Raw genomic sequence first — 24,702 nt, 5'->3', positions numbered from 1 at the left:
GGTCGGCGAGGCGGCGGGGCGGCGAGGCGGGCCGACGGGGGAGGTCTGCCGGCGCCGGCCTGCGGGGTGGTTGGGCGGGGCGGGGCGAGCAGCCCGGGCAGCCCGAGCGCTGTGCTCAGCCCGCTCGACCGGCACGTGCTCGACCAGCAGGCCGGGGCACGACAGCGCCGCGACCCCAGCCCGGCCGGGGGTGTGGGCGGGGCGGGCATGTGGTCGTCAGTGCAGCCCGAGTGCTGTGCTCAGTGCGTGGGGCCGCTGCTCGACCGGCAGGTGTTCGACCAGCCGGACCGGGCATCCCAGCGCCGCGGCCCCCGCGTCCGCGACGGCGTCGTCGCCGACCATGAGCACGTCCGCGGGCGCCGCCCCGAGCGCCTCGCAGGCGACCCGGAACAGGCGCGGGTCGGGCTTCTGGACCCCGTGCTCGAAGGAGAGCACGTACGCGTCGACGAACCGGTCCATCCCGTGGGCGCGGAAGACGGGGCGCAGGTCCCAGCCGATGTTGCTGACGACGGCGACGGGCACGCCCAGGTCGCGCAGGGCGGCGAGCGTGGCCGCCGTATCGGGGTAGGGCCGCCAGGCCGCGGGGATCCGGTGCCGCTCGTAGAGGGCGTCGGCCAGCTCCGCCGAGGGCAGCGGCACCTCCCGGGTGAGGGCGGTATAGGCGGCCCGGTGCTGCTCGGGGCTCAGATCCCGCTCCCGCCACAGCGGCTCCAGCCGGTCCGGCACCCGCCGAGGCGAGGCCCCACCGGGCAGCGCGCCCGCCTCCTCGAGCAGCGCGGCGCAGGCAATGATCTCGGCCTCGGGCAGCCCGATCCCGGCCTCCGTCAGGACCGCACGCAGCCAGTCCGCGGTGGGCTCCACGCGAAAGAGCGTCCCGGAGAAGTCGAACATCACCCCTTTGACATCCCGACCGACCACGCCGCCACCTCCGCCTCCACCTCTGCTGCCGCTGCCGCTGCGCCGGTTCTGGACCTCTACCCCGTTCCCGTTCCCGGCTCGGTCCTCGGCCTCATCCCCGGCCCCGTTCCAGGCTCCAGCCTCAGCCCTGGCCCCAGCCTCGGCCCCGGAGGCAGCCCCGGCTGCGGCTCCGTTCCCTGCTCCAGCCTCAACCCTGGGCCCAGCTTCGGCCCCGGCCCCGGCGCCGACCCCGTTCTCGGCCCTGTCCCTGGCGCCGGCCTCAGCCCCGTTCCCGGCCTCCGCCGCGTTCCCGGTCCCGGCCGTAGCTCGACCTCCGGCCCGAGCCTCTGCCGCAGCTCCGTTCCCGGCCCCGGCTCTGGCTTCAGCCCCGGCCCCGTTCCCAGCGCCCGCGTCAGCCCTGGCCCCGGTCTCAGCTCCGGCCCCGGCCCCGGCCTCAGCCCCGTTCCCGGCCCCGGCCCTGGCTCTGGCTCCGGCTTCGGCCCTGGCCCCGGCCTCGGCTCCGGCTCCGGCTCCGGCCCCGGCTCCGGCCTCAGCGCCGGCTCCGGCCCCGGCTCCGGCCTCAGCGCCGGCTCCGGCCCCGGCTCCGGCCTCAGCTCCGGCCCCGCCCCCGTTCCCGCCCCCGTTCGTGTTCATCGTCCCGTCCCTGTCCTGGTGTCCGGCCCTGGGGTGGATCCTCGTCGTGGGCGCGTGGCTCGCGCAAGGCCCGCCGAGCCCGCCTCGGGGCGGATCAAGTCCTGGATCAGGCAGCCCCGTTCGGCTCCCTCCCGTCTCCCGAAATAAAAATGCAAGCACGCTTGATTGTTTTCGTGGCGGCTGCCACGCTTCCCCTCACGCCGAGAAGGGGAGCGCACCCGTGCCCGATCCGTCCGCTGTCGAGAACGTCTTCGCCGTCTTCGCCGATCTCCGCGAGGAGGGCCGGGAGCTCGACTCCCTGGTCGGGGAACTGCCCGCCGCCGACTGGGCGAAGCCCACCCCCGCGCCCGGCTGGAGCCTCGCCCACCAGATCGCCCACCTGCACTGGACCGACCGCGCCTCGCTGCTCGCCCTCACGGACGCCGCCGCCTTCGCGGGGCTCGTCGAGGAGGCCCTGAAGGCCCCCGACTCCTTCGTCGACGCGGGCGCCGAGGAGGGCGCCGCCCTGGCCCCCGCCGAGCTGCTCGCCCGCTGGCGGGAGGGCCGCGCCGCACTCGACGGGGCCCTCGCCGCGGCCTCGCCCGACGCCAAGTTCCCTTGGTACGGGCCGCCGATGAAGGCCGCGTCGATGGCGAGCGCCCGCCTCATGGAGACCTGGGCGCACGGCCAGGACGTGGCCGACGCGCTCGGAGTGCGCCGCGTACCGACGGCCCGGCTGCGGCACGTGGCACGGATCGGCGTACGGGCGCGCGACTACGCGTACGCGGTACGGGGACTGCCTGCTCCGGCGGGGGAGTTCCGGGTGGAGCTGACGGCTCCGGGGGACGCCGCCGAGGTGTGGGCGTACGGCCCCGAGGACGCGCCGCAGCGGATCACCGGCCCGGCGCTCGGCTTCTGCCTGCTGGTGACCCAGCGCGCCCACCGCGCCGACCTGGCCCTGACGGCGTCCGGCGCCGACGCCGACCGCTGGCTCGACATCGCCCAGGCCTTCGCCGGCCCCGCGGGCCCGGGCCGTACGCCGGGGGCCTCGCGGTGACCCGGCGCCCCCTGCTGATCGGCAACGCCTCGGGCTTCTACGGGGACCGCTTCGACGCCCTGCGCGAGATGCTGACGGACGGCCCCCTCGACGTGCTGACCGGGGACTACCTGGCCGAGCTGACCATGCTGATCCTCGGCCGCGACCGCCTGAAGAACCCGGAACTCGGCTACGCCAAAACCTTCCTGCGCCAGCTGGAGGAGTGCCTCGGCCTGGCCCACGAGCGGGGCGTACGGATCGTCGTGAACGCGGGCGGCCTGAACCCGGCGGGACTCGCCGGAGCGGTCCGCGCGCTCGCCGCGAAGCTCTCCGTGCCCGTCTCGGTGGCACACGTGGAGGGCGACGACCTGATGCCGTACGCCCTGCCGTCCGGGGAGGGCGCACTCACCGCGAACGCCTACCTCGGCGGCGCCGGGATCACCGCCTGCCTGCGGGCGGGCGCGGAGGTGGTGGTGACCGGCCGGGTCACGGACGCGGCGCTGGTGAGCGGGCCCGCGGCCTGGTGGTTCGACTGGGCGCCGGACGCGCACGACCGGCTGGCCGGGGCGGTGGTGGCGGGCCACGTACTGGAGTGCGGCACCCAGGCCACGGGCGGCAACTACGCCTTCTTCACCCGGCACGACGTCACCCGGCCGGGCTTCCCGCTGGCGGAGATCGCGGAGGACGGCTCCTCGGTCATCACGAAGCACCCGGGCACGGGCGGGGTCGTCTCCGTCGGTACGGTCACGGCCCAGCTCCTCTACGAAACCCAGGGCGTCCGCTACCTCGGCCCCGACGTGACGGCCCGCCTGGACACGGTCCGGCTGACCCAGGCGGGCCCCGACCGGGTGGCCGTCACGGGCACCCGCGGGGAGGCGCCGCCCGAGACCCTCAAGGTGGGCGTGACCCGCATCGGGGGCTGGCGCAACGAGGTCGTCTTCGTCCTGACCGGCCTGGACGTCGACGCGAAGGCGGCGCTGGTGCGGGAGCAGCTGTCCGCGCTGCTCGCACCGGTGGAGTCGGTCTCCTGGACCCTGTCCCGCACGGACCACGAGGACGCCCCGATCGAGGAGACCGCGAGCGCACTGCTCCGCCTGGTCGTCCGCGACCCGTCCCCCGACCGGGTGGGCCGGGCCCTCACCGGGGCCGCGATCGAGCTCGCGCTCGCCAGCTACCCGGGCTTCCACGTCACGGCCCCGCCGTCCCCGGCCCAGCCGTACGGGGTCTTCACCGCGACCACCGTCCCCGCGGGCGAGGCCCCCCACACGGCAGTCCTCGCGGACGGCACGAGGTTGCGGGTGGCTGCGGACGCCGTCCCTGCGGGGCTGGTCCCCTACCCGCCCTTCCCCCGTTCCCCGGGCTCCGCCCAGACCCGGGCGGTGCCTCCGGCGTTCGAGGAGCGGGTGCCCGGGGGCGGAGCCCCCGAAGGGGCCGGGGCGGAGCCCCGCCCCGGGGGTCCGGGGGCGCAGCCCCCGGTTTCGGGAAGGGGCGGGGTGGGGGAGAGCCCCGCAGGGCCCACCGCCCCCGAGCCACCGGCTCCCACCGCCCCCGAGCCACCGGCTCCGGCCGGCCCGGGGGAGCAAGGGGGGGCCACACCCACCCGGCGGGTGCCGCTGGGCCTGCTGGCCGGAGCCCGCAGCGGCGACAAGGGCGGCGACGCCAACGTCGGCGTCTGGGCCGAGAGCGACCCCGCCTGGGACTGGCTCCACCGCACCCTGACCGTCGACGCCTTCAAGGCGCTGCTCCCCGAGACGGCCCCGCTCCAGGTGACCCGCCACGAACTCCCCAACCTCCGCTCCCTCAACTTCACCGTCACCGGGATCCTCGGCGAGGGCGTCGCCTCCGGCCACCGCTTCGACCCCCAGGCCAAGGCCCTGGGCGAATGGCTCCGCTCCCGGCACGTGGACATCCCTGAAGCCCTGCTGCCCCGCCCCGCGGCGGCCTCCGCACCCGAGCCGCTCCCGCCCGCGGAGCCGCCCGCGGAGCCCCCCGTACCCGCCACCACCCCGGAGGGGACCCCGTGACCCGCCTCAAGAGTGCCGTCGACCCGCTCGCCCCCGAGCACGCGCAGGCCCGTAGCGCCGCCCTGGAACGCCTCGCCGAGCTCGATGCCGCGCACGCCGCCGCCCTCGCCGGCGGCGGCGAGAAGTACACGGCCCGGCACCGGACCCGCGGCAAGCTCCTCGCCCGGGAGCGCGTCGAGCTGCTGCTCGATCCGGACACCCCGTTCCTGGAGCTGTCCCCGCTCGCCGCCTGGGGCAGCGACTACCCGGTCGGCGCCTCCATGGTCACCGGTATCGGCACCGTCGAGGGCGTCGAATGCCTGGTCACCGCCAACGACCCCACCGTCCGCGGCGGCGCCTCGAACCCCTGGACGCTGAAGAAGGCGCTCCGGGCCAACGAGATCGCCCGCCAGAACCGGCTCCCCTGCATCAGCCTCGTGGAGTCCGGGGGCGCCGATCTCCCCTCCCAGAAGGAGATCTTCATCCCGGGCGGCGCCATCTTCCGCGACCTGACCCGGCTTTCGGCCGACGGCGTCCCGACCATCGCCGTCGTCTTCGGCAACTCCACCGCCGGAGGCGCGTACATCCCCGGCATGTCCGACCACACCATCATGATCAAGGACCGCTCCAAGGTGTTCCTGGGAGGCCCGCCGCTCGTCAAGATGGCCACCGGCGAGGAGAGCGACGACGAGTCCCTCGGCGGAGCCGACATGCACGCCCGGACCTCCGGCCTCGCCGACTACTACGCCCTCGACGAGCACGACGCCATCCGCCGGGCCCGCCGCGTCGTCGCCCGCCTCAACCACCGCAGGGCCCGGCCCGAGCCTCCGCGTGCGCAAGAGCCGCTCCACGACCCCGAGGAGCTCCTCGGCATCGTGCCCGCCGACCTCAAAACCCCCTTCGACCCCCGCGAGGTCATCGCCCGGATCGTCGACGCCTCCGACTTCGACGAGTTCAAGCCCCTCTACGGCACCAGCCTGGTCACCGGCTGGGCCACCCTCCACGGCTATCCGGTCGGCATCCTCGCCAACGCCCAGGGCGTGCTGTTCAGCGCGGAATCGCAGAAGGCGGCGCAGTTCATCCAGCTCGCCAACCAGCGCGACATCCCGCTCCTCTTCCTCCACAACACGACCGGCTACATGGTCGGCAAGGAGTACGAGCAGGGCGGCATCATCAAGCACGGCTCGATGATGATCAACGCGGTCTCGAACTCGAAGGTCCCCCACCTCTCCGTCCTGATCGGCGCCAGCTACGGAGCCGGCCACTACGGGATGTGCGGCCGCGCCTACGAGCCCCGCTTCCTCTTCGCCTGGCCCAGCGCCAAATCGGCCGTCATGGGCCCCGCCCAGCTCGCCGGGGTGCTCTCCATCGTGGCCCGGCAGTCCGCCGCCGCGAAGGGCGCCCCGTACGACGAGGAGCAGGACGCCGGGATGCGCGCCTTCGTGGAGGCGCAGATCGAGTCCGAGTCCCTGCCGATGTTCCTGTCCGGACGGCTGTACGACGACGGGGTCATCGACCCGCGCGACACCCGCACCGTCCTCGGCCTGTGCCTGTCGGCCGTCCACAACGCCCCCGTCGAGGGCGCCCGTGGCGGCTTCGGCGTCTTCCGGATGTGAGCCCGCACATGACTCTGAACACGCACCAGAACCCCCAGACCTCCCAGACCCCCCTCGCCTCCCTCCTGGTGGCCAACCGCGGCGAGATCGCCGTCCGCGTCTTCCGCACGGCCCGCGCGCTGGGCCTGGCCACCGTCGCCGTCCACTCCGATCCCGACGCTGACGCCCTGCACGTCCGGGCGGCCGACGCGGCCGTACGGCTGCCCGGCGCCGCCCCCGCCGACACCTACCTGCGCGGCGACCTGGTCATCGCGGCCGCCCTCGCGGCGGGCGCCGACGCCGTCCACCCCGGCTACGGGTTCCTCTCCGAGAACGCCGACTTCGCCCGCGCCGTCCGCGCCGCCGGGCTCACCTGGGTCGGCCCGCCGCCCGAGGCGATGGAGGCCATGGCCTCCAAGACCCGGGCCAAGGAGCTGATGCACGCCGCCGGGGTCCCGCTGCTCGACCCCGTCGACCCGCACGCGGCCACGGCCGCCGACCTCCCGCTGCTCCTCAAGGCGGCCGCGGGCGGCGGCGGCCGCGGGATGCGGGTGGTCCGCGACCTCGACTCCCTCAAGGAATCCCTCGAAGCAGCCTCCGCCGAGGCCCTGTCCGCCTTCGGCGACGGAGAGGTCTTCGCCGAGCCCTACGTGGAGCGCGGCCGCCACGTCGAGGTGCAGGTCCTCGCCGACTCCCACGGCACCGTCTGGGCGCTGGGCACCCGCGACTGCTCCCTCCAGCGGCGCCACCAGAAGGTCATCGAGGAAGCCCCCGCGCCCGGTCTCCCCGAGGCCCTGCGCAGCGCCCTCCACGAGGCCGCCGTGGCCGCCGCCCGCGCGGTCTCGTACGAGGGCGCGGGCACGGTGGAGTTCCTCGTCACCGCCGACGGCCGCCCGTACTTCCTGGAGATGAACACCCGCCTCCAGGTGGAACACCCCGTCACCGAAGCGGTCTTCGGGCTCGACCTCGTCGCCCTGCAACTGCGGATCGCCGAGGGCGCCGCCCTGCCCCTGCAGCCCCCCGTGGCCGCCGGACACGCCGTCGAGGCCCGCCTCTACGCCGAGGACCCGGCCGCCGACTGGCGTCCGCAGACCGGGACCCTGCACACCCTCGACGTCCCCTCCACGGTCCGCGTGGACACCGGTTTCACCGACGGGGACACCGTCTCCATCCACTACGACGCCATGCTGGCCAAGGTCGTCGCCCACGCCCCGACCCGTGCCGAGGCGGTCCGCGCCCTGGCCCACGCCCTCGCCGGAGCCCGGATCCACGGACTGACCACCAACCGCGAGCTCCTCGTACGGTCCCTGCGGCACCCGGAGTTCGCCTCGGCCCGGCTCGACACCGGCTTCTACGAGCGCCACCTGCCGGCCCTCACCGAGGCGGCCCCGGACGACCCGGCCCCCGCGCTCTGCGCGCTCGCCGCCGCCCTCGCCGAGTCCGCGCCCGGTCCGGACGCCCCGCTCGCCACCCGGCTCGGGGGCTGGCGCAACCTCCGCTCCCAGCCCCAGAGCCGCCGCTACACGGCCGGCGGGACCGCGTACGAAGTCCGCTACCAGCCGTCCCGCAGCGGCCCGCCGCAGCTCCTCGACCACCCCGGCGTGCGGGTGCTGTCCGCCGCACGCGATCTGGTGACCCTCGAAGTGGACGGCGTGCGGCGGCTGTTCCACGTGAAACAAAAATCGAACACGGCGTACGTGGACTCCGTGCTCGGCTCCCACGCCCTGACCGCCGTCCCCCGGTTCGAGGACCCCCAGGACCGCACCGAGCCCGGCTCCCTGCTCGCCCCCATGCCCGGCACCGTCGTCCGCGTCGCCGAGGGCCTCGCCCCCGGCAGCCCCGTCACCGCCGGGCAGCCCCTGCTCTGGCTGGAGGCCATGAAGATGGAACACCGCATCCTCGCGCCCGCCTCCGGCACGCTCACCGCGCTCCACGCCGTCACCGGCCAACAGGTCGAATTCGGCGCCCTGCTCGCCGTAGTCCAGGAGGAAGCATGAGCTCCACCCCCGGCACCACGACCACGACCCTCGAAACCGAAGAGCACCGGGCCCTGCGGGCGGCGGTCGCCGCGCTCGGCCGGAAGTACGGCCGCGAGTACCTCGCGCGCATCGCCCGGGAGGGCGGCCACCCCGACGAACTGTGGGCGGACGCGGCCAAGCTGGGCTACCTCGGGGTCAACCTCCCCGAGGAGTACGGGGGCGGAGGCGGCGGCATCGCCGAACTCTCCATCGTCCTGGAGGAGCTCGGCGCCGCCGGCTGCCCGCTCCTCATGATGGTCGTCTCGCCCGCCATCTGCGGCACGGTCATCGCCCGCTTCGGCACCGGGGAACAGAAGCGGGACTGGCTCCCCGGGCTCGCCGACGGCAGCCGCACGATGGCCTTCGGCATCACCGAACCCGACGCCGGCTCCAACTCCCACCGCATCACCACCACGGCCCGGCGGGAGGGCGACGACTGGATCCTCAGCGGCCGCAAGGTCTTCATCTCCGGTGTGGACATCGCCGATGCCACCCTCATCGTGGGCCGTACGGAGGACGCCAGGACGGGCAGCCTCAAGCCCTGCCTCTTCATCGTCCCCCGCGAGGCGGAGGGCTTCGCGTACACCCCGATCGACATGGAACTCCAGGCGGCGGAGAAGCAGTTCGAGCTCGTCCTGGACGAGGTCCGGCTCCCCTCCGCGGCGCTGGTCGGGGACGAGGACGCGGGGCTCCTCCAGCTCTTCGCGGGGCTCAACCCCGAGCGCGTCATGACGGCCGCGTTCGCCATCGGGATGGGCCGCTACGCGCTGTCCCGGGCCGTGGACTACGCGAAGACCCGCCAGGTCTGGAAGGCCCCCATCGGCGCGCACCAGGCCATAGCTCACCCCCTGGCGGCCGCGCACATCGAGCTGGAGCTGGCCCGCCTGATGATGCAGAAGGCGGCCCACCTCTACGACGCCGGGGACGACATGGGTGCGGGGGAGGCGGCGAACATGGCGAAGTACGCCGCGGGGGAGGCGTGCGTCCGGGCGGTGGACCAGTCGGTCCACACCCTGGGCGGCAACGGCCTCACCCGCGAATACGGCCTGGCGGCGCTGATCGTCGCCTCCCGGGTGGCCCGCATAGCCCCGGTCAGCCGGGAGATGATCCTCAACTTCGTCTCCCACCAGACCCTGGGCCTCCCCAAGTCCTACTGATTCCTTCTTGACGCGCCGGTGGGCGGGTGCGGCTGGGTGGGCCCTGCGGGGGCTGTCCCCTACCCGCCCTTCCACCGTTCCCCGGGCTCCGCCCGGACCCGTTGCCGGGGTCCGGGGCGGAGCCCCGAAAGGGGTCCGGGCGCAGCCCGGTACCCCCAGCCCGTCCGGCGCTTGAGGACCGGGTCCGGGCAGCGCCCGGGGAACGGGCGAAGGGCGGGTAGGGGAACTCCGCCCCGCAGGGCGCCCGGCCCGGCCCCGCCCGCCGCAGGCGGCCCGCATACCCTCCCCGGAGGGGACCCCGACCGACCGCTCACCCCCTCCGGAGGAGACATGCCCCCACTGGTCCACGCCGCGCGAACGCCCGGCCTCACCACCCTCACCCTCGACTCCCCGGCCAACCGCAACGCCCTCTCCGCCCCCCTGGTCCAGGAACTCCGCACCGCCCTGGCCGCCGAGGCCGCCACCCCCGCGACCCGCGCCGTCGTCCTCACCCACACCGGCACCACCTTCTGCGCCGGCGCCGATCTCAAAACCCCCTGCGACCCGGCCGACTTCCTCTCCCTGCTCCGGGAGATCGCCGAACTGCCCCTGCCCGTCGTCGCCCGGGTCACCGGCCACGTCCGCGCGGGCGGCCTCGGGCTGCTCGGGGTCTGCGACATCGCCGCCGCCGCGCAGGAGTCCACGTACGCCTTCACCGAGACGCACCTCGGCGTGGTCCCGGCCGTGATCTCCGCGCCGCTGCTCCCGCGGCTGGACCCCCGCGCCGCCGCCCGGTACTTCCTGACCGCCGAGGTCTTCGGCGCCGCCGAGGCCACCCGCATCGGGCTGCTCACGCTCGACGCCAGGGGAGCCGAGGATCTGGACAAGCTCCTGGCCCCGGTCCTGGAGGGTCTCCTCAAGGCCGGCCCCGAGGCGCTCGCCGCGACGAAACGGCTGGTCACGGCCCCGGTACGGGCCGCCCTGGAGCGGGACGGAACCGCCCTCGCGGAGCTGTCCGCCCGGCACTTCGCCTCCGCCGAGGCCCGCGAGGGCATCAGCGCCCGCTTCGAACGACGGGCCCCGTCATGGCTGCGGTGAGCACGACCGACCCGACGGCCCCCAAGCAGGCCCGCAGCCGGGTGACCCGCCGCCACCTCCTGGAGGCCGCCGTCTCCTGCCTGGCCGAGCAGGGCTGGGCCGGTTCCACCGTCGCCGTGGTCGCGGAGCGGGCCGGTGTCTCGCGCGGGGCGGCCCAGCACCACTTCCGCACCCGCGAGGAGCTGTTCACGGCGGCCGTCGAGTACATGGCCGAAGTGCGCTCGACCGCCCTGCTGGACCTGTTCCCGCGCGGCGGCCCCGCGGCGGCCCGTGCCGACGTGGTCGGGGCGCTCATCGACCTGTACACCGGCCCGATGTTCCGCGCCGCCCTCCAGCTGTGGGTCGCGGCCTCCCACGAGGAGCAGCTGCGCCCGCGCGTGGCGGAGCTGGAGGCCCGGGTGGGCCGCGAGACCCACCGGATGGCCGTGGAGCTGCTGGGCGCGGACGAGTCCGTACCGGGCGTACGGGAGACCGTGCAGGGCCTGCTCGACATGGCCCGCGGCCTGGGCCTGGCCAACGTCCTCACGGACGACGCGGCCCGCCGGGCGCGGGTGGTCGCCCAGTGGGCCCGGATCCTGGACTCGGAGCTGGGCTGAGGCATCGCCGGAGCCCCCGGGAACGCGGCGGGCGCCGCACCCCGAGGGGTGCGGCGCCCGTCACCTGCGGCGGCCCTGTGCGGGGGCAGCCGACGCGGCCGCTCGCTCAGGCGGTCTCCGCCATGTCCGCGTAGCCGGCGATCTCGCGCGGGTTGCGCACGCCCGGCCCGGTGTAGCGGGCGGAAGGACGCACCAGACGGCCCGTGCGCTTCTGCTCCAGGATGTGCGCGGACCAGCCGGCGGTACGGGCACACGTGAACATCGAGGTGAACATGTGCGCCGGGACCTCCGCGAAGTCCAGCATGATCGCGGCCCAGAACTCCACGTTGGTCGCGAGCACCCGGTCGGGGCGGCGCGCGTGCAGCTCTTCCAGGGCGGCCTTCTCCAGTGCGGCGGCCACCTCGTAGCGCGGGGCGTCCAGCTCCTTGGCGGTGCGCCGCAGCACGCGGGCGCGCGGGTCCTCGGCGCGGTAGACGCGGTGGCCGAAGCCCATCAGCCGCTCGCCCTTGTCGAGGGCCTTCTTCACGTACGCCACGGCGTCGCCGCTGCGCTCGATCTCCTCGATCATGCCGAGGACGCGCGAGGGCGCCCCGCCGTGCAGCGGTCCGGACATGGCGCCGACCGCGCCGGACAGCGCGGCCGCGACATCGGCACCCGTCGAGGCGATGACGCGCGCGGTGAACGTGGAGGCGTTCATCCCGTGCTCGGCGGCCGAGGTCCAGTACGCGTCGACGGCCTTGACGTGGCGCGGGTCGGGCTCGCCCCGCCAGCGGATCATGAACCGCTCGACCACGGATCCGGCCTTGTCGATCTCGCGCTGCGGGACCATCGGCAGGCCCTGGCCGCGGGCGGACTGGGCCACGTACGACAGCGCCATCACGGCCGCCCGTGCCAGGTCGTCCCGCGCGGTCTGCTCGTCGATGTCGAGCAGCGGTTTCAGACCCCACACGGGGGCGAGCATGGCGAGCGCGGACTGCACGTCGACCCGGATGTCACCGGAGTGCACCGGGATCGGGAAGGGCTCGGCGGCCGGCAGGCCGGGGTTGAAGGCACCGTCGACCAGCAGGCCCCAGACGTTCCCGAAGGAGACGTGGCCCACGAGGTCTTCGATGTCGACGCCCCGGTACCGCAGCGACCCACCTTCCTTGTCGGGTTCGGCGATCTCCGTTTCGAACGCGACGACTCCCTCGAGACCGGGTACGAAGTCGGACATCAGGCGGCTCCTCAAATAGTGCGAACACGCGCGGCTCCCGGCGTGATTCGCGGTCCGGCGCGGTCATCCCCGTTGATGCCCGGCACGGCCGATGGTCATCCGTTCGGGACCGTCGGACCGGCCCCAAGATTTTGTACGTTCCGCTTGGCGCGGGGAAGCGTGACATACGGCACAGTCGCGGACGCGCCGCTGCGGCAGGATGGCGGCGTGACCGATCAGCACCTTGACCCTGCCGACATGCGCAAGCAGTACCGCTCCCACCTCGTCGACGAGGAGAGCCTCGCCGAGGAGCCGATGGGCCAGTTCGCGCGCTGGTTCCGCGACGCTGCGGAGGCGAACGTCTTCGAACCCAACGCGATGGTCGTCGCGACCGCAAGTCCGGACGGCCGCCCCAGTTCGCGCACGGTCCTGTTGAAGCAGTTCGACGACCGTGGCTTCGTCTTCTTCACGAACTACGACTCCCGCAAGGGCCGCGAACTGGCCGCGAACCCGTTCGTCTCCCTGCTCTTCCCCTGGCACCCCATCGCCCGCCAGGTCATCGTCACCGGCACCGCCTCCCGCATCGGCCGGGACGAGACGGCGGCGTACTTCCGCTCCCGCCCCCACGGCTCCCAGCTGGGCGCCTGGGCCAGCGAGCAGTCCACGGTGATCGGCTCGCGCGCGGAACTGGACCGCCGCTACGCGGAACTGGAAGCCCGCTACCCGGAGGGCGAACAGGTGCCGGTGCCCCCGCAGTGGGGCGGCATCCGCGTGGTCCCGGACGCGGTCGAATTCTGGCAGGGCCACGAGAACCGCCTCCACGACCGCCTCCGCTACGTCCTGGAGGACGGCAAATGGCGCGTGGAACGCCTCTGCCCGTAATCGGGGCGGCCCTGAAAACGCAGACGACCCGCGGGCTCGGGTTTCCCCCCTGCAGTGGGGGAAGCCGGCCGGACGTACCGGCGAGCCCGCGGGTCGGGTGACTGCTTGGGATTGGCGCCGGCGACTCCGCCGGGCACCGCACTGGGTGCGTGCGACAACGGGCGCTTTAGCCCGCAGCCACCTCACGCGTCCGGTTTCCGTACATTGCGGCAACCACCTCCCTTCTCGTGTGAGACAGAGCCTAGGCACGTCCCCCCGCCCCCACAACCGTTTATTTACGGCCGGGGGAGGCGACATCCGCGATCGTCTTCCTGACCGGCTCCTGACGGATTTCTTGCCCCAATCCACAGAAACCGGTGTGGGCTGCGTCACGTTCGAGTTCAATGCTGTGACGTGCCGCACACGCGAACACCTGCAGGGGCCCAGGTGACTGCATTCGGACGTAACGACACCGCCGACGATCTGCTCGCAGCGCTGCTGGACGGGATGGACGCGGCCTTGTGCGCGTTCGATGCCGACGGCGTGATCACCCACTGGAACCGTGAGGCCGAGCGGATCCTGGGGTGGTCGGCGGGGGAGGCCGTGGGGCGCAAGGGGTTCGCGGGGTGGGCCGTGCGGGCCGCCGACGCGCAGGACGTGCAGGACAGACTCATGGCCGCCCAGGAGGTGCCGGGGCGGCAGGTGCACGAGTTCGCGCTGCTGACCAAGGACGGCGGGCGGGTGCTCGTGCGGACCCAGTCCGCGGGGGTGCCGGGCGCCGGCGGGAAGCCGGCCGGGGTGTACTGCGCCTTCAGCGAGGTGCACGCGCAGATCGACCTGGAGCGGTCCATCGCCCTGAGCGAGGCGTTGATGGAGGACGCCTCCTGGGGGGTCGTGCTCGTGGATGTGGATCTGCGGCCAGCCGTGGTCAACGCCCATGCCGCCCGCGCCTTCGGCTCCGGCCGCACCGTGCTGCTCGGGCGGCCCCTGGGGGAGCTGCTGGCGCAGGGGGTGGAGGAGCTGGAGGGGGCCCTGCAGCACGTGCTGGCCGAGGGGGCGCCCCCGGCCCCCGCGGAGCTGTGGGTGTCCGTACGGGGCCCCGAGGGCGTGCGGCGGCGGTGCTGGCGGTGCGGGTTCCTGCGCCTCGCGTCGCCGCTCGCGGAGGAACCCGTACCGCTCGGGGTCGCGCTGCTGTTCCAGGACGTCACCGAGGCCCGGCAGGCGCAGCTGGACACGGCGCAGCTGCGCTTCCGGTCCCATCAGCTGTACCGGGCCGGGCGGGCCGCCGCCGAGTGCGAGGACCCCGCGGAGGCGGCGGCGGTGCGGCTGGAGTTCGCCCTGGCGGGCTTCGCCGAGCACGCGCTGGTCGACGTACTGGAGCCGCTACGGGAACCCGTACGGGAGCCCGCGCCCGCGCGGCTGCTGCGCTGGGCGGCGTCCCCGCCCGGCCTGCCGGGGCTGCCGGAGCCCGGGGCGATCCCCGTGCGCTACGGGGCGGGCCACCCGGCGCTGCAGGCGCTGGACCGGGCCGGGTCGGTGCGGACCAGCGCGCCGCGCGGGCAGGCCGACGCCGCGTGGGCGGGCTCCCGGCGCTGGCCCGAGGGCGCGGCGCACGCCCTGTGCACGGTCCTGCGCAGCCGGGGCCGGAGCCTGGGGACGCTGACCTTCCTGCGGGGGCCGTCCAGGCCCGCCTTCGAGCGCGCGGACGCGGCGTACGCGGAGGAGGTGGCGGCCCGTGTCGCGGCGGACCTGGACCTGGCGGGGCGGTGAGGTCACCCGGCGCACCCGCGGCGCCGCGGGCGCGGCTAGTGGCGGAAGAAGATGCGGTCGCCGTACTCCTGCATGACGCGGCCGTTCCACTCGTGGCCGCCGTCCACGTTGCCGGAGCGCAGGAGCGGCGGCTCCACCCCGCGGGCGACGAGCTCGCCGGCCGCGGCGGCCATGACCGCCTGCATGATCGCGCTGGTCACGACGGTGGAGGCGGGGGCGAAGGGGGCTTCGATGCCCTCGTGGGTGAGCTCGGCGTCGCCGACCGCGATCTTGCTGTCGAGGACGATGTCGCAGTGGTCCTTGAGGAAGGTGCCGGAGACGTGGCGGGACTTGGTGCCGGTCGCGTAGGCCACCGAGGTGACGCCGATGACCTTGAGGCCGATCGCGCGGGCGTTCATGGCCATCTCCACCGGCAGCGCGTTGCGCCCGGAGAGCGAGATGATCACGAGGACGTCGCCGTCGGAGGCCGGGCTGCTGTCCAGGACCGCCCCGGCGAGGCCGTCGACGCGCTCCAGGGCGCTGCCGAGGGTGGCGGGCATGACGTCGATGCCGGCGGTGCCGGGGACGGCGAGGAAGTTCATCAGGGCGAGTCCGCCGGCCCGGTAGACCACGTCCTGGGCGGGCAGGGAGGAGTGCCCGGCGCCGAAGGCGAAGAGCTTGTTCCCGGCGGCCACGGCCTCCGCGATGACGGTCCCGGCCTCGTTGATGCGGCCGGACTCCTCGTCCCGCACCCGCTCCAGCAGCCCGATCGCGGCATCGAAGAACTGACCGGCCAGCTTGCTCTCGCTCATACGCCGAAGGCCTTCCGGGGTGGGAGTGGGTGAGGTTGTCGTCCGTGTCCGCCGCTCACCGTGCGGTCTGGACCAAGGGCGTGTCAATACGGACGTAGATCCAAGGGGCGAAAGGCCCGGTGGGGGGCGTAATGAGAGGCGCCCGAGCGGTCCGGGGAAGTGTTCCGGGGCATTCCGGAACGGCCCTTGACGTCCTACACGGGACGGTTGTCGGCGTGATGGGTCAGAATTGGGGGCAGGGCCAGCGCACGCAATCCGAGGGGCACGAATGTCCGGACTGATCGATACCACGGAGATGTACCTCCGCACCATCCTCGAACTGGAAGAGGAAGGCGTGGTCCCCATGCGCGCCCGTATCGCCGAGCGGCTCGACCAGAGCGGCCCGACGGTGAGTCAGACGGTGGCGCGGATGGAGCGCGACGGCCTGGTGGCCGTCGCCAGTGACCGGCACCTGGAACTGACGGAGGAGGGGCGCCGGCTGGCGACGCGGGTGATGCGCAAGCACCGCCTCGCGGAGTGTCTGCTCGTCGACGTCATCGGCCTGGAGTGGGAGCAGGTGCACGCCGAGGCCTGCCGCTGGGAGCACGTGATGAGCGAGGCGGTGGAGCGGCGGGTGCTGGAGCTGCTGCGCCACCCGACCGAGTCGCCGTACGGGAACCCGATCCCGGGGCTCGAGGAACTGGGCGAGAAGGCGGAGGCCGACCCCTTCCTGGAGGAGGGCATGGTCAGCCTGGCGGAGCTGGACCCGGGCGTGGACGGCAAGACCGTGGTGATCCGCCGGATCGGTGAGCCGATCCAGACGGACGCGCAGCTGATGTACACACTGCGGCGGGCGGGCGTGCAGCCCGGCTCGGTGGTCAGCGTGACCGAGTCGCCGGGCGGTGTGCTGGTCGGCAGCGGGGGCGAGGCCGCGGAGCTGGAGGCGGACATCGCCTCCCACGTGTTCGTGGCGAAGCGCTGACGGGGGGCGCTGACGGGCGGCTGAGCGTACGGCGGGCGTACTGCCGGCCGGCGGGCAGGCGGTATCCGGCGGGCTGACGTACAGGCGTTCGATCGGGTCGCCAGTGCGAGCGAAACCGGCTGGTGTCGGTCGATGTGGACCGGTGCGGATCTGTATGGATGGTCCCGGCGCCTTGCGGCGCCGGGACCAGTCCTCCCCTGTTCGACCTGGAGCCCCGAGCTCTCAAGGTCACCCCTTCGGACCGTCTTCCCCGAGCGGCCCGCCTCCCTGTTGAAAGGATCTCCATCGGCAGCGGCGGTCAATCCTTGAGCAAGGTCACTCGAAAGAGCGGTGTTGTAGGCGAGAACCCCGTTTTCGAATACGGGTTCGATACTGTGGCCGGGAGCGAAGGGGGTGCATCTGCGGTGGTACGACGCCTCGATGTGACGGGGGCCGACGGCGTACGCCTGGCGGCCTGGGAGTTCCGCGCAGCGGCCGCGGAGCCGGCGTCCGATCCGGAGCCGGCATCGGATTCGGCATCGGATTCGGCGCAGCTGCCGCCGTCGGGTGAGCCCGCGGCCCTCTTACTACACGGCCTGATGGGCCGCGCCTTCCACTGGGCGGGCACCGCCCGCTGGCTCGGGGCGAGCCGCCGCGTCGTGGCCCTCGACCAGCGCGGCCACGGCCAGAGCGAACGCCCTGCGACCACCGGCCCCGGCAGCTCCGTCGCCTACGGCCGCGAGGCCTTCGTGGCCGACGCCGAAGCGGCCGTCGAGCAGCTCGGCCTCGCACCGGTGACGCTGATCGGCCATTCCATGGGCGCCCTCACCGCCTGGCAGCTGGCGGCCCGCCGCCCCGACCTCGTAGCGGCCCTGGTCATCTGCGACATGCGGGCGTCCGCGCTGGGGGAGGCCTCGCAGCAGGAGTGGGAGGAATGGTTCCGGCACTGGCCGCTGCCGTTCCCCACCCAGGACGCCGCGCGCCGCTGGTTCGGCGAGGACGATCCGCGGGTGGAGCGCCCGGACCCGGGCCGGGGCGAGTTCTTCGCCGAGGTGATGCACGAGGCAGCCGACGGCTGGCGCCCGCTGTTCTCGCGCCGCCAGATGCTGAGCGCGCGCGAGACGTGGGTGCACGACGCGCACTGGGAGGAACTCGCCCAGGTCCGCTGCCCGACGCTGGTCGTGCGCGGCCTGGACGGCGAGCTGGGCCGCGCGGAGGCCCAGGAGATGGTCCGCGTCCTCCCGGCCGGCCAGTACGCGGAGATCCCGGACGCCGGCCACTACCTCCACTACGACCACCCGGCGGCGTGGCGGGCCGCGGTGGAGCCGTTCCTGGAGGGAATCAAGGCCTCGGCGTGAGGGGCGGGGCCGGGCGGGGGCGGGGTGGGGCTCGCGGGGCACGGTGAGCCGGACTGGGGCCGCTGTGGGCCCGGGCGGGGCGGTGAGCCCGACTGGGGCCGGCCGGGCCGACTGACGCCGCTGCGGGGGCCGTCACGGGGCAACACCGGCAAGATGCTCGTCCGCCTCGGCCGGGCCGACGGGTGACCGGCGGCACGACAGCGCGAAGCCCCCGGGTGCCGCCTCGTCACGAGGCGGCACCCGGGGGCTTTTCGCTGCGAAGGCCCCGCCGGTCAGCCCTTGCTGACCGCCAGCAGGATCTCGGGGAGCTTGCGCGCCACCGCCGGTGCCGCGATGCGCAGGCCGGCCCAGGTGGCCAGCGTGCCCCAGGCCACGCCCAGCGGGAGCAGGATCCAGGCCGCGGACTGCTGGTCCGTGGCGCTGAAATAGATGGCCAGGGCGATCAGCGGAGAGCTGATCAGTGCCGAGGCGAGCATGCCGAGGAGGAGGCTCGTCCACGCCAGGGCGCCCTGGCCCGGGGCGACGTTCTTGAAGGCGCCGTCGGTCGGGATCGAGTACGCGAAGTAGGCGGACGACAGGGCTCCCGTGCACAGCATCGAGCCGAGCAGGGCCAGGGCCAGGCCCAAGCCGGCGGGCAGACCGGACCAGTTGCCGACCAGCCCGGCGGTGACCGCCGCGACCAGCACGGTGAAGGGCACGGTGACCAGCGCGAGGGCCAGGGCGCGGGCGCGCAGCTCCACGTACGCGTCCCGGGTGCTGGAGATGGTCTGCGCGACCATCCAGAACGCCGAGGTGTCCTGCCCGAACTGGTTGTACATCTGGAGGCCGAGCATGCCCGAGGCGAAGCAGGCCAGGTACACCGAGCCGCCCCCCTGGACGGCGTTGACGACCGGGATGATCAGACCGAGCGCCAGGGCCGACACCGACGCCGACTTCGTCTTCGGATCGCGCACCATGTAGCGCAGCGAGCGCTGGGCGGCCGCGCCCGTACGGTTGTCCGGCAGGAGCGACCGGCCGCCGCCGGCCGGCTTCTTCTTGTGGTCCTTGGCGGCCACGATCGTCGAACCGTCCGGGGTGACCATCAGCTTGGTCAGGCCGCGCTCCCAGTACCAGAGCAGCAGCCCGAGGGCCGCGACCGTGATGAGGAGCTGGGCTGCCGCGATCCCGTACGAACCCTCGCTCGCGGAGTCCACCATCCCGACGGCCGTCGCGGGCGGCAGCCAGCGCAGGACCGCCCCGGCCGGCTCCAGCCGGTCCAGGCCGCCCGGTTCGGCCAGCCGCGCGATGGCGAGGTTCGCCACCTGCGCGCCGATCGCGATCAGCAGGCCGCTGAGCAGCGCGAGGTCGCGCCCCTTGCGGCTGGTCAGGAGCCGTACGTTGGCGGTCGCGACCGCCCGGGCCAGCGTCACGCAGCCGACGAGCAGCAGCGGTACGGCCAGGACGGCGGCCACCAGGCCCGCGGCGCCCCGTGCGACGGCGATCACGGAGCCGACGGCCAGGCAGAGCGTGAACAGCGGCCCGATGCCGATGAGCGAGGAGGCCAGCAGGGCCTGGATGAGCGGACGCGGGCGCAGCGGCAGCATGACCAGCCGGCTCGGGTCGAGCGTCTCGTCGCCGGTGGCGAAGAACAGCGGGACGAAGGCCCAGCAGAGGGCCATGATCGCCGCCAGCAGGGCGACGACCGTGCCGGCCTGCGCGTTGCCGCGCAGCGCGATGAGGCCGAGCACGGCGAGGAAGGCGACGAAGAGCGCGAAGGCGAGGGCGCCGAAGTAGGCGGCCTTGCGCGCCGGGGAGCCCTTGAGGCCGTTGCGCAGGAGCGACAGCTTGAGCCGGATGAAGACCGGGGTGATGCCGGCGGACGCGGCGGGTGCGGCGAGCGTGGCCGGTGCGGCCGGCGCCGCGGGAGCGGCGGAGGTGCTCATCGGACGCCCGCCCCGCTGCCCGCCCCGTTGCCCGCGGCCCCGCCGCCGAGCCAGTCCAGGGACTCGCCCGTGGCCCGGCCCTGCGCACCGACCAGCTCCAGGAACGCGGCCTGCAGCGAGGGCGCGTCGCCCCGTACCTCGGCCAGCGTGCCCGCGGCCCGGATCCGGCCGGCGGCCATGACGGCCACCCAGTCGCACAGCGACTCGACGAGCTCCATGACGTGGGAGGAGAAGACGACCGTGGCCCCGGAGGAGGTGTAACGTTCCAGCACTCCGCGGATGGTCTGCGCGGACACCGGGTCCACCCCCTCGAACGGCTCGTCCAGGAAGAGCACTTCGGGGTTGTGGAGCAGCGCGGCCGCCAGGCCGATCTTCTTCCGCATGCCCGTCGAGTAGTCGACGATCAGCTTGTGCTGCGAACCGGCCAGGTCGAGGATGTCCAGCAGCTGGGTGGCCCGGCTGTCCGTCTCCTTGCCCGGCAGCCCCCGCAGCCGGCCCATGTAGCCGAGCAGTTCCCGCCCGGAGAGCCGCTCGAAGAGCCGCAGCCCCTCCGGCAGTACGCCGATCCGGGACTTCACCTGCACCGGGTCCGCCCACACGTCGTGCCCGGCGACGATCACCCGGCCCATGTCCGGGCGCAGCAGCCCGGTCACCATCGACAGCGTCGTCGTCTTGCCCGCGCCGTTCGGCCCGACCAGTCCCACGAACTGCCCGGCGGGCAGCTCCAGATCGATCCCGGACACGGCCACCTGCTCGCCGAACCGCTTCCACAAACCCTCTACCCGCACGGCGGGTGCGGCGGACGGCGCGGGTCGCGCACCGCCGCCCGTTCCGTCCGTCCCGCCCGTCGCAACGCCCTGGTCCGGCATGCGCCTGCCTCTCGTTCTGTTCCCCGTGTCCTGCTTTTCTCACCATAGGAGGAGGGGGAGAGGCTGAGCAGTTACTTATGTCATGAGTTTCCCCACGTAGATCTCCGCTGGTCAGAGCCCGGTGAGCTGGACCGGCGGGCCCGGATCACGGTGTGCGCCGGGCCCGTTCCGCCGCCGCCTCGCGCCCGCAGGCGTAGGCCAGGGCGTCGATCAGCTCCTCCACGTCCGGCAGCCACCGGTTCGCGGCCGTCGGGGGCTGCGCCCACTGCACGCTGCCGCGCCCGCCGATGCGGGTCGGCGGCGCGGCCACGTACTCGCCCTCGCCCCGTGCGACCAGGTCGAGTTGGGACGGCTGCCAGCCGATCTTGCGCAGCAGGTCGGGCACCTTCGCCCCGGCGCCGGGCAGGACGAGGAACAGCATCCGGCCCGACGGGTTGGCGAGGACCGGTCCGAGGGTGCGCTGCATGCGCTGGAGCCGGGCCAGCGCCAGGAATCCGGCCGCGTCCGGGACGTCGAGGGCGTCGAAGGTCCGGCCGGTGGGCAGCAGGATGGCGGCCTTCGGGTTCTTCCCCCAGAGTCGCCTGACCTGCACGGCGCTCCCCGAGGCCTGCGAGGCCCAGTCCTTCCCCGCCGCGTGCGCGCCGGGTGCCGGGCACTCCGCGGCGCCGCACGAGCACTGTTCCCGCCCTTCGCAGGACTCCAGCCAGGTGCCGGCGAAGACATCCCAGTGCCGTTCTTCCGTGTACCGCACGGCATGGTCCAGCAGCGGCTCACTGCGCTGCAGGGGGATGGGCGCGGTCTCCGTGACTCCGATGGTCTCTTCCACGTGCAACACAACTCTTGCGGTCACCGGGGGTTACGGGCGTAAACCGGCCGGGCTCCGGAGCATCGATCCTGCACGCGGGGCGCATCGGTGCATCGCAGGGGGCGCGTGGGAGGCCGGGGCGCCGGAGGTGGGTAGCGACAGGACGCAATGGGGAAGATTCCCCGCACATCAGGCGGGAAGTGATCATTCCAGCGATCACCCGCGGCCCCTGGGGGTTTTCATGGCAGCCAGGCCTCTCGTCGCACGTCAGCCGAACGAACGGCTGCAGGCGCTCATCCAGGAAGCCGGGTGCTCCAATGCCGGGCTCGCCCGGCGCGTCAACATGTGCGGGGCCGAGCACGGCCTCGACCTCCGCTACGACAAGACCTCCGTGGCCCGCTGGCTGCGCGGCCAGCAGCCGCGCGGCCGGGCCCCCGGGATCATCGCCGAGGCGCTGGGCCGCAAACTCGGCCGGACCGTCACCATCGACGAGATCGGCATGGCCAACGGCAAGAACCTCGCCTCGGGCGTCGGCCTGCAATTCTCCCCGACCGTCATCGGCGCGATCGAGCAGGTCAGCGAGTTGTGGCGGAGCGACGTGGGCCGGCGCGACTTCCTGTCGGGGTCGAGCGTGGCCTCCTCGGCGCTGGTCGAGCCCAGCCGCGACTGGCTCATCACCGGGGCCGACGCGCAGGTCGCGCGCAGCGGCGGCTCACGGGTGGGGATGTCGGACGTGGAGGCGGTACGGGCCACCACGCAGGCGCTGAAGGAGCTCGACCACCGCTTCGGCAGCGGGCACGTGCGCCCGGTGGTGGTGCACTACCTCAACTCGGTGGTCTCCGGCCTGATCGGCGGCTCGTACCGGGAGCCGGTCGGCCGGGCGCTGTTCGCGGCGGTGGCCCGCCTCACCGAGCTGGCGGGCTACATGGCGGTGGACACCGGCCAGCCGGGCCTGGCCCAGCGCTACTACATCCAGGCCCTGCGGCTCGCGCAGGCGGCCGGCGACCGGGCGTACGGGGGGTACGTGCTGGCGGCTTCGATGAGCCACCTCGCCGCCGAGTTGGGCAATCCGAGGGAGATCGCGCAGCTGGCCAGAGCGGCGCAGGAGGGCACGCGCGGCCAGGTCACCCCCCGGGTGGAGGCGATGTTCTACGCGGCGGAGGCGCGGGGGCACGCGCTGCTCGGCGACGCGCGGTCCACGGCGGTGCTGTCCTCGCGGGCACTGACGGCGCTGGAGCGGGCGGAGCCGGAGTCGGGGGACGACCCGGAGTGGATCCGGCACTTCGACCAGGCTTACCTCGCGGACGAACTGGCGCACTGTCACCGGGACCTGGGCCAGGCCGACGCGGCGGCCAAGCGCGCGGAGGAGGTCCTGCGGGACCTCCCGGCGGGCAAGGCGCGGCGCCGGGCCATCGGCCTGCTCCTGCTGGCGGCGGCCCGGGTGCAGCAGCGCGAGGTGGAAGCCGCCTGCCAGACGGCGACGCGGGCGGCGGAGCTCCTGTCGGGGCTCCGCTCCCACCGCGGGGCGGTGTACCTGGAGGACTTCCGGACCCGCCTGGACCCGTACCGGGAGGAGCCGGCCGCCCGGGAGTTCACCGCCCGCCTGGAGCCGGTCGGCTGAGCGACGGCTCCCGTGCTCCACGTGTGACCGACCGCACGCGCCGGAGTGCCGGACGGCCCCGGGGCCGTACGGACTCCGGGGCGACCCTGTCAAACTCTTCGGGGACCGGTAGCGTGAGCCGACGGTTCCGTGGACGCGGACAGGTCGGAGAGGGAGTTCCGGTGACGGAGAGCGGACAGGGCGGCAGCCCGCAGGGAGGCGAGCCGTGGGGCCCGCACGTGCCCCCGCAGCCGCCCGCGGCGCCGTACGGGCAGCCCGGCGCCGAGCCGGAGTACCTGCACGGCGAGCCCGCCTACGGTCAGGCTCCGTACGGCGAGGCCTCGCACGGCCGGCCCTCCTACGGCTACCCCGCACCCGGGGGCCCCTCCTACGGCTACCCGCAGGGGCACGTGGTCGGCCCCGGCTACGAGGGCCCCGGCGACCCCCACGGCTACGGCTACCCGCCGCTGCCGGAGGCCGCCACCCAGTACATCCCGCCGGTCCCGGCCGCCCCCGCGCACGAGGAGGCCGCGACGCAGTACATCGCGCCGATCCCCGCGGGCCCGGCGCACGACGAGGCCGCGACCCAGTACATACCGCCGGTCCCGGCCGCCCCCTCGTACGACGAGGCCGCCACGCAGTACATCCCGCCGGTGCCGGCCGCGCCGGCCGATCCCGCCGCCGGGTTCGACGGGCTGTTCCGCGGGGAGGGGCAGCAGGAGATGCAGCACACGCAGCAGCTGCCCCCCATCCAGGAGCCGGTGCTCCGCCGGCAGCCTCCGCCGCCGCACCGCCCCCACCCGCAGCAGCACCAGCAGCACCAGCAGCAGCAGTACGCGCAGCAGCCGTACCCGCAGCACCAGCAGCAGTACGCGCCTGCGCACTACCAGGGCCAGCCGGAGGCCCCCGCCCCCCGCAAGGTCTCGCCCGCGATCGTCGCCGCCGTCGTCATCGGCCTGGCCGTCGTCGGTCTCGGGGTCGGCGCGCTGCTCAGCGACGGCAAGGCGCAGAGCAACGACCCGGCCGCCGTGGCGGCCACCCCCAGCGCCGGCAGCTCCGCCGCGGACAAGGGCGAGGCTCCGCTGGACCCCGCGCAGCCGCAGGCGGTCCAGCTCGACAAGCTCCTCGCGGACAGCAACGACAGCCGGGCCGCGGTGATCAAGGCCGTCGATGACATCAAGGGCTGCAGCAACCTGGACCAGGCGGCCGGCGATCTGCGCGACGCGGCCCGGCAGCGGGAGGAGCTGGTGACCCGGCTCCAGGAACTCAAGGTGGACCAGCTCCCGAACCACGCGAAGCTGACCGCGGCCCTGACCAAGGCGTGGAAGTCCTCCGCCGAGGCCGACAACAGCTACGCGGCGTGGGCCGACGACATCAAGTCCGACGAGGACAAGTGCAAGGACGGCAAGGCCAAGTCGACCGGCAACGCCTCGGACGGGAACAAGGCGAGCGGCGACGCCACCCGGGCGAAGGAGTCCGCCGCGGGGATGTGGAACGGCATCGCCGGCAAGTACGGGCTCACCAAGCGCGACAAGACCCAGCTCTAGGCCTTCCCGCCGACGGCCCACGGCCGTTGGCGGGC

19 protein-coding genes are annotated in these 24,702 nt (G+C 74.1%); 13 read left to right on the top strand and 6 right to left on the bottom strand.

Annotated features, from left to right (window positions below; genetic code table 11):
* Nucleotides 1-216 precede the first annotated feature (216 nt).
* A complete protein-coding gene (locus tag NLX94_RS37095; RefSeq protein ID WP_254387727.1) occupies nucleotides 217-891 on the bottom strand; it encodes an HAD family hydrolase in 675 nt (224 codons plus the stop codon).
* 880 nt (nucleotides 892-1,771) lie between these two features.
* Here NLX94_RS37095 and NLX94_RS37090 point away from each other — a divergent pair.
* From NLX94_RS37090 to NLX94_RS37060, 7 genes are all read left to right on the top strand, one after another.
* Complete coding sequence (locus tag NLX94_RS37090; protein WP_254387685.1) at nucleotides 1,772-2,587, top strand: TIGR03084 family metal-binding protein; 816 nt, start codon at nucleotides 1,772-1,774, stop codon at nucleotides 2,585-2,587.
* Nucleotides 2,588-2,655: 68 nt separating this feature from the next.
* A complete protein-coding gene (locus tag NLX94_RS37085; RefSeq protein ID WP_254387726.1) occupies nucleotides 2,656-4,590 on the top strand; it encodes an acyclic terpene utilization AtuA family protein in 1,935 nt (644 codons plus the stop codon).
* Nucleotides 4,587-6,185 (top strand): carboxyl transferase domain-containing protein, encoded by a 1,599-nt coding sequence (locus tag NLX94_RS37080; protein ID WP_254387684.1) that lies wholly within the window; start codon nucleotides 4,587-4,589, stop codon nucleotides 6,183-6,185. The genes NLX94_RS37085 and NLX94_RS37080 overlap by 4 nt, the downstream gene beginning before the upstream one ends.
* Nucleotides 6,186-6,193: 8 nt before the next feature.
* Nucleotides 6,194-8,161, top strand: coding sequence for a biotin carboxylase N-terminal domain-containing protein (locus tag NLX94_RS37075; protein WP_254387683.1), 1,968 nt, complete (start codon nucleotides 6,194-6,196; stop codon nucleotides 8,159-8,161).
* The gene (locus NLX94_RS37070) at nucleotides 8,158-9,339 is read left to right on the top strand and encodes an acyl-CoA dehydrogenase family protein (RefSeq protein ID WP_254387682.1); all 1,182 of its coding nucleotides are present in this window, start codon (nucleotides 8,158-8,160) and stop codon (nucleotides 9,337-9,339) included. Before NLX94_RS37075 ends, NLX94_RS37070 begins: the two co-directional genes overlap by 4 nt.
* 330 nt (nucleotides 9,340-9,669) lie before the next feature.
* Nucleotides 9,670-10,416: an enoyl-CoA hydratase family protein gene (locus NLX94_RS37065; protein ID WP_254387681.1), complete on the top strand. Its 747-nt coding sequence runs from the start codon at nucleotides 9,670-9,672 to the stop codon at nucleotides 10,414-10,416.
* Nucleotides 10,404-11,012: a TetR/AcrR family transcriptional regulator gene (locus NLX94_RS37060; protein ID WP_254387680.1), complete on the top strand. Its 609-nt coding sequence runs from the start codon at nucleotides 10,404-10,406 to the stop codon at nucleotides 11,010-11,012. The genes NLX94_RS37065 and NLX94_RS37060 overlap by 13 nt, the downstream gene beginning before the upstream one ends.
* Before the next feature lie 106 nt (nucleotides 11,013-11,118).
* Here NLX94_RS37060 and NLX94_RS37055 read toward each other — a convergent pair whose 3' ends face one another.
* A complete protein-coding gene (locus NLX94_RS37055) occupies nucleotides 11,119-12,225 on the bottom strand; it encodes a citrate synthase 2 (RefSeq protein ID WP_254387679.1) in 1,107 nt (368 codons plus the stop codon).
* A gap of 237 nt (nucleotides 12,226-12,462) precedes the next feature.
* Between NLX94_RS37055 and pdxH the strand changes: the two genes are divergently transcribed.
* On the top strand, nucleotides 12,463-13,086 hold the full coding sequence (gene pdxH, locus NLX94_RS37050) for a pyridoxamine 5'-phosphate oxidase (RefSeq protein WP_254387725.1): 624 nt from the start codon (nucleotides 12,463-12,465) through the stop codon (nucleotides 13,084-13,086).
* 426 nt (nucleotides 13,087-13,512) lie between these two features.
* Nucleotides 13,513-14,835, top strand: coding sequence for a PAS domain-containing protein (locus NLX94_RS37045; RefSeq protein ID WP_254387678.1), 1,323 nt, complete (start codon nucleotides 13,513-13,515; stop codon nucleotides 14,833-14,835).
* A 35-nt stretch (nucleotides 14,836-14,870) separates the two neighbouring features.
* Here NLX94_RS37045 and NLX94_RS37040 read toward each other — a convergent pair whose 3' ends face one another.
* Complete coding sequence (locus NLX94_RS37040; RefSeq protein WP_254387677.1) at nucleotides 14,871-15,626, bottom strand: SIS domain-containing protein; 756 nt, start codon at nucleotides 15,624-15,626, stop codon at nucleotides 14,871-14,873.
* Between the two features lie 268 nt (nucleotides 15,627-15,894).
* Here NLX94_RS37040 and NLX94_RS37035 point away from each other — a divergent pair, with 268 nt between their 5' ends.
* Both NLX94_RS37035 and NLX94_RS37030 read left to right on the top strand, forming a co-directional pair.
* The gene (locus NLX94_RS37035; protein WP_254387676.1) at nucleotides 15,895-16,587 is read left to right on the top strand and encodes a metal-dependent transcriptional regulator; all 693 of its coding nucleotides are present in this window, start codon (nucleotides 15,895-15,897) and stop codon (nucleotides 16,585-16,587) included.
* Between the two features lie 404 nt (nucleotides 16,588-16,991).
* Nucleotides 16,992-17,924 (top strand): alpha/beta fold hydrolase, encoded by a 933-nt coding sequence (locus NLX94_RS37030; protein ID WP_254387675.1) that lies wholly within the window; start codon nucleotides 16,992-16,994, stop codon nucleotides 17,922-17,924.
* Nucleotides 17,925-18,196: 272 nt separating this feature from the next.
* Here the strand turns inward: NLX94_RS37030 and NLX94_RS37025 are convergent, their stop codons facing one another.
* The 3 genes from NLX94_RS37025 to NLX94_RS37015 all read right to left on the bottom strand — a co-directional run bounded on the left by NLX94_RS37025 (nucleotide 18,197) and on the right by NLX94_RS37015 (nucleotide 21,541).
* Nucleotides 18,197-19,846, bottom strand: coding sequence for a transporter (locus NLX94_RS37025; protein WP_254387674.1), 1,650 nt, complete (start codon nucleotides 19,844-19,846; stop codon nucleotides 18,197-18,199).
* Nucleotides 19,843-20,715: an ABC transporter ATP-binding protein gene (locus NLX94_RS37020; protein ID WP_254387673.1), complete on the bottom strand. Its 873-nt coding sequence runs from the start codon at nucleotides 20,713-20,715 to the stop codon at nucleotides 19,843-19,845. Before NLX94_RS37020 ends, NLX94_RS37025 begins: the two co-directional genes overlap by 4 nt.
* 145 nt (nucleotides 20,716-20,860) lie before the next feature.
* Nucleotides 20,861-21,541 carry a bifunctional DNA primase/polymerase gene (locus NLX94_RS37015; RefSeq protein ID WP_254387672.1) on the bottom strand — a complete coding sequence of 227 codons (681 nt, stop codon included), beginning with the start codon at nucleotides 21,539-21,541 and terminating at the stop codon, nucleotides 20,861-20,863.
* A gap of 220 nt (nucleotides 21,542-21,761) precedes the next feature.
* Here NLX94_RS37015 and NLX94_RS37010 point away from each other — a divergent pair, with 220 nt between their 5' ends.
* Complete coding sequence (locus NLX94_RS37010) at nucleotides 21,762-23,141, top strand: transcriptional regulator (protein WP_254387671.1); 1,380 nt, start codon at nucleotides 21,762-21,764, stop codon at nucleotides 23,139-23,141.
* Between the two features lie 161 nt (nucleotides 23,142-23,302).
* On the top strand, nucleotides 23,303-24,667 hold the full coding sequence (locus tag NLX94_RS37005; RefSeq protein WP_254387670.1) for a hypothetical protein: 1,365 nt from the start codon (nucleotides 23,303-23,305) through the stop codon (nucleotides 24,665-24,667).
* Nucleotides 24,668-24,702 lie beyond the last annotated feature (35 nt).

The organism is Streptomyces sp. TBY4 (assembly GCF_024213195.1).
Lineage (GTDB): Bacteria > Actinomycetota > Actinomycetes > Streptomycetales > Streptomycetaceae > Streptomyces.
This window is presented reverse-complemented; position numbering and strand designations above follow the sequence as displayed.